This is a genomic window from Vibrio sp. 10N.222.48.A3, from assembly GCF_041475345.1.
GTDB lineage: Bacteria > Pseudomonadota > Gammaproteobacteria > Enterobacterales > Vibrionaceae > Vibrio > Vibrio tasmaniensis_A.
The window spans coordinates 1-4008 of the sequence record NZ_JBFRVX010000534.1; the positions used below are offsets into that span (position 1 = coordinate 1).

At 42.3% G+C, this 4008-nt stretch carries 6 protein-coding genes; 4 read left to right on the plus strand and 2 right to left on the minus strand.

Annotated elements, in window-relative coordinates; all coding sequences use genetic code 11:
* The first annotated feature begins 29 nt into the window (after positions 1–29).
* From AB4653_RS15435 to fldA, 3 genes are all read left to right on the plus strand, one after another.
* Positions 30–791 carry an alpha/beta fold hydrolase gene (locus tag AB4653_RS15435; protein WP_009847327.1) on the plus strand — a complete coding sequence of 254 codons (762 nt, stop codon included), beginning with the start codon at positions 30–32 and terminating at the stop codon, positions 789–791.
* A gap of 108 nt (positions 792–899) precedes the next feature.
* Positions 900–1118: a DUF2788 domain-containing protein gene (locus AB4653_RS15440; RefSeq protein WP_009847328.1), complete on the plus strand. Its 219-nt coding sequence runs from the start codon at positions 900–902 to the stop codon at positions 1116–1118.
* Positions 1119–1175: 57 nt separating this feature from the next.
* The gene (fldA, locus tag AB4653_RS15445; RefSeq protein ID WP_009847329.1) at positions 1176–1709 is read left to right on the plus strand and encodes a flavodoxin FldA; all 534 of its coding nucleotides are present in this window, start codon (positions 1176–1178) and stop codon (positions 1707–1709) included.
* A 96-nt stretch (positions 1710–1805) separates the two neighbouring features.
* Here the strand turns inward: fldA and AB4653_RS15450 are convergent, their stop codons facing one another.
* Complete coding sequence (locus AB4653_RS15450; protein ID WP_009847330.1) at positions 1806–2312, minus strand: DUF4442 domain-containing protein; 507 nt, start codon at positions 2310–2312, stop codon at positions 1806–1808.
* Between the two features lie 207 nt (positions 2313–2519).
* On the opposite strand from AB4653_RS15450, the gene fcrX reads away from it, so the two are divergent.
* Positions 2520–2969, plus strand: coding sequence for a ferric iron uptake transcriptional regulator FcrX (fcrX, locus tag AB4653_RS15455; protein ID WP_004734226.1), 450 nt, complete (start codon positions 2520–2522; stop codon positions 2967–2969).
* 198 nt (positions 2970–3167) lie between these two features.
* Here the strand turns inward: fcrX and glnS are convergent.
* The coding region (glnS, locus tag AB4653_RS15460) for a glutamine--tRNA ligase (RefSeq protein ID WP_372104649.1) at positions 3168–4008 on the minus strand (841 nt) is incomplete at its 5' end.

The window sequence follows — 4008 nt, forward strand, 5'->3', positions numbered from 1 at the left end:
ACGTCAAACCCACCATGAATAAGATAAAAATGTCAGTACAGCTCAACTATAAAATTGAAGGTGAGGGTCACACCATTGTTTTGATCCATGGATTATTCGGAAATTTGGACAACCTTGGCTTGCTCGCTAGGGATCTAAAAACCGATCATCAGGTACTTAGCATCGATCTACGTAACCACGGCCAATCTTTCCATAATGACACTCATAATTATCAAGCTATGGCACAAGATGTGGCTCAACTGCTGAATGATCTTGAGTTAGAAGGTGTCACTGTGATTGGTCACTCGATGGGTGGCAAGGTAGCGATGGCACTGGCACAACATCTGACGCTGCATAAATTGATTGTCTTAGATATGGCACCAGTCGCGTACACCCAAAATCGTCACGACAACGTATTCGCAGGCCTACAAGCTGTGATAGAAGAAAAACCGACATCACGCTCAGAGGCGCTTAAGGTCCTCGCAAAACATATCGAAATTGATGGGGTTCGCCAGTTCTTAACGAAATCTTTGTTCAAATCAGAACAAGGCATCATGGAATGGCGTTTCAATGTTGCCTCGCTATTAAACAACTACCCACAGATTATTGGTTGGGAACCGATTGACAAAACCTCGGTCAAAACCTTGCTAATCAAGGGTGGTGACTCAGATTACCTGACGGCTGAACATCAAACCGCCGTTCAACAGCAGTTTTCCAACGCAAAGGCACATGTTATCGCCAATACTGGACATTGGCTACACGCGGAAAAGCCCGCTGAAGTGCTCCGTGCAATAAGGAAATTCATCACTTAGATAGGTTGATTAGTCGATATAAATGAGAGCTGTGTAATCACAGCAGATTAACTTTATCTCACAACAGTGATATAGTGCGCCCAAGCAAATTTGGTATATAAGGTTCCCATGCTTTACGACTACATGAACATCATTGAATCTGTTGGTTTAGATCTTCTGTTTGCCGCGATTTTCTTTCTAATCGGAATGGCAATTAAAGACGTTCTAAAGCAGGGAAATGTTCCTGCATTTGGTCGTCGTATCGTATGGTTAGTACTTTTCCTTGGCTGCGCAGGCTTTATCGCAAAAGGGATAATCCAACTAAGCTGGGAAGGAACTGGAATCTAACGATTTCCTCCGAACTTTATTACACCGACAACAGACAAAATGAAAGGTAATGATTCTATGGCAAGTGTAGGTCTCTTCTTTGGTAGCGATACAGGTAACACTGAAGCTGTTGCTAAGATGATTCAAAAGCAATTGGGCAAGCAGCTCGTTCAAGTTCAAGACATTGCAAAAAGCAGCAAAGAAGATATCGATAACTTCGATCTGCTGCTGCTTGGTATCCCTACGTGGTACTACGGCGAAGCACAATGTGATTGGGATGACTTTTTCCCTGAGCTAGAAGCTATTGATTTCTCAACTAAGCTTGTTGCTATTTTTGGTTGTGGCGACCAAGAAGATTACGCAGAATACTTCTGCGATGCTATGGGTACTATCCGTGATATCGTTGAAGCAAAAGGCGGTACTATCCTAGGTCATACGTCAACTGAAGGCTACGAATTCGAAGCATCGAAAGGTTTAGTTGAAGGCGATGACAGCCAGTTCGTTGGTCTATGTATCGATGAAGACCGTCAACCTGAGCTGACTGATGAGCGTGTATCTAACTGGGTTAAACAAATCCACGAAGAGATGTGCCTAGCAGAGCTTGAAGACTAATTCATTAGCGGTCATTAATTGTTACAATTAATGACCGTTATGTAGATATGAAAAAACCTCCTTATAGGAGGTTTTTTTCTATTCAATATTTATCAATCAACACTCAGCTTCTAATGCTTCGTCATCCTCTCTAAATTGTGGCTTCTTTCTCACATAGAGAGTTCGCTGAATTTCCGAAACCACACTTCCCTGCTTATCTTTAACGTGGATGATAAATTCGGGGAAACACTTCTCACCAAGTTGTGTCTGACGATAGATATCCTCAAGTTGCCCTTGGCTTATCTCAAAGTCTGCATACAAGTCGGATTGACCAGGCTTGATAAAGTTAATACTCGCCTCTTTATCCCAAACATAATATCGCTCACCTAAAATCCCCATTAGCATTAACGAGTAAACGGGATCGGTAAGAGAAAAGATACTGCCGCCATATTGAGTCCGATTAGCGTTCTTATTCCACCACCGCAACTTGAGCACAGTCTTAACAACCCTAAAGTCAGCGCTAATGTGGGCTATTCGAATTCCCGAGCCCCAAAAGGGAGGCCAAATATTGAGTGCAAATTTTACAATATTAGGTTTATATATTTTTGCGAGTTGCTTATTCATAACAACAATCCATGTTCATATCAAAAAACACCGCCACCTGGCTGGTCGTACCTCCACTATAAGTGAGATACTTCCAATTTACAAAACAGATTGTGATGTCAGTGAGTAACCCTTTGAAGTTCGTGGTTTATTGTTATGCCTGACTAAACTATAATGGTATTAATATTGAATTCTGTTAATTGCTGCAGATCATCAACAGGAAAGTATATGTCAGACAATAATCAAGCGCTAAAAGATGCTGGTCTTAAAGTGACCCTCCCACGGCTCAAAATTTTAGAAGTATTACAACAACCAGACTGCCAACATATTAGTGCTGAAGATTTATATAAAAAGCTGATCGACTTAGGTGAAGAGATTGGTCTTGCGACCGTTTATCGCGTACTAAACCAATTCGATGATGCAGGCATTGTAACTCGTCACCACTTTGAAGGTGGTAAGTCTGTATTCGAACTTTCAACACAGCATCACCACGATCACCTAGTATGTTTAGACTGCGGTGAAGTTATCGAGTTCTCTGATGATCTTATCGAAGAAAGACAAAAAGAAATCGCTCAACGCTACAATGTACAGCTAACTAACCACAGTTTGTATCTGTATGGTAAAAGCATCACTGGGGATTGCAAAGGCAACCCAGACGCACATAAAGCGAAGAAGTAACACAGAACGCTGGCTTAGGTCGGCGTTTTTTATTTGGGCTGATATTGTATTAAGAATCACAGTAGCTTGGCCCACAATTTGGTTATTTCCCAGACACAAAAAAACCGGCTCTAAGCCGGTTTTTTATTAAGCGTCTCTTGAGAAACTAAGCTCCGAGAAACAGAGCTTGGAAAAATAGAGTAGAGAAAAACAAAGCCATTAAGCCTCAGTTTTACCCCAAGTGTCACGTAGACCAACCGTGCGGTTGAATACTAGCGCGTCTGCTTTAGAGTCTTTCGAATCTACACAGAAATAACCTGTACGTTCAAACTGGTACGCTTGCTCTGCCACACCTTCTCCTAGGCTAGGTTCAACAAAACCGTTTAGCGTAACAAGTGATTCAGGGTTTAGCGTTGCAGCGAAATCATCAGCAGCGGCAGGGTTTGGCACTGTGAATAGACGATCGTATAAACGAATCTCAGCAGGCAACGCTTTATCAGCAGATACCCAGTGAATAACGCCTTTCACTTTACGCCCATCTGTAGGGTTCTTACCCAATGTTTCATTGTCGTAAGAACAGAAGATAGTCGTAATGTTGCCTTCTGCATCTTTTTCGATACGTTCAGCTTTGATCACGTAAGCACCACGTAGACGAACTTCTTTACCTAGAACCAAACGCTTGTACTTTTTGTTTGCTTCTTCACGGAAGTCATCACGCTCAATCCAAACTTCTCGTGTAAATGGTACTTCACGAGTACCCATTTCTGGCTTGTTCGGGTGGTTTGCTACCGTTAATGTTTCTACTGTATCAGCGTCGTAGTTTTCAATCACGACCTTGATCGGATCAAGAACAGCCATTGCACGGGGTGCATTTTCGTTCAGGTCATCACGGATACAAGATTCAAGTGAACCGAACTCAATCATGTTCTCTTGCTTAGTCACACCAATACGTTTACAGAATTCACGAATCGAGCTTGAAGTGAAGCCACGACGACGCAAACCAGAAATAGTTGGCATACGTGGATCGTCCCAACCTTCAACTAGGTTTTCAACCACAAGT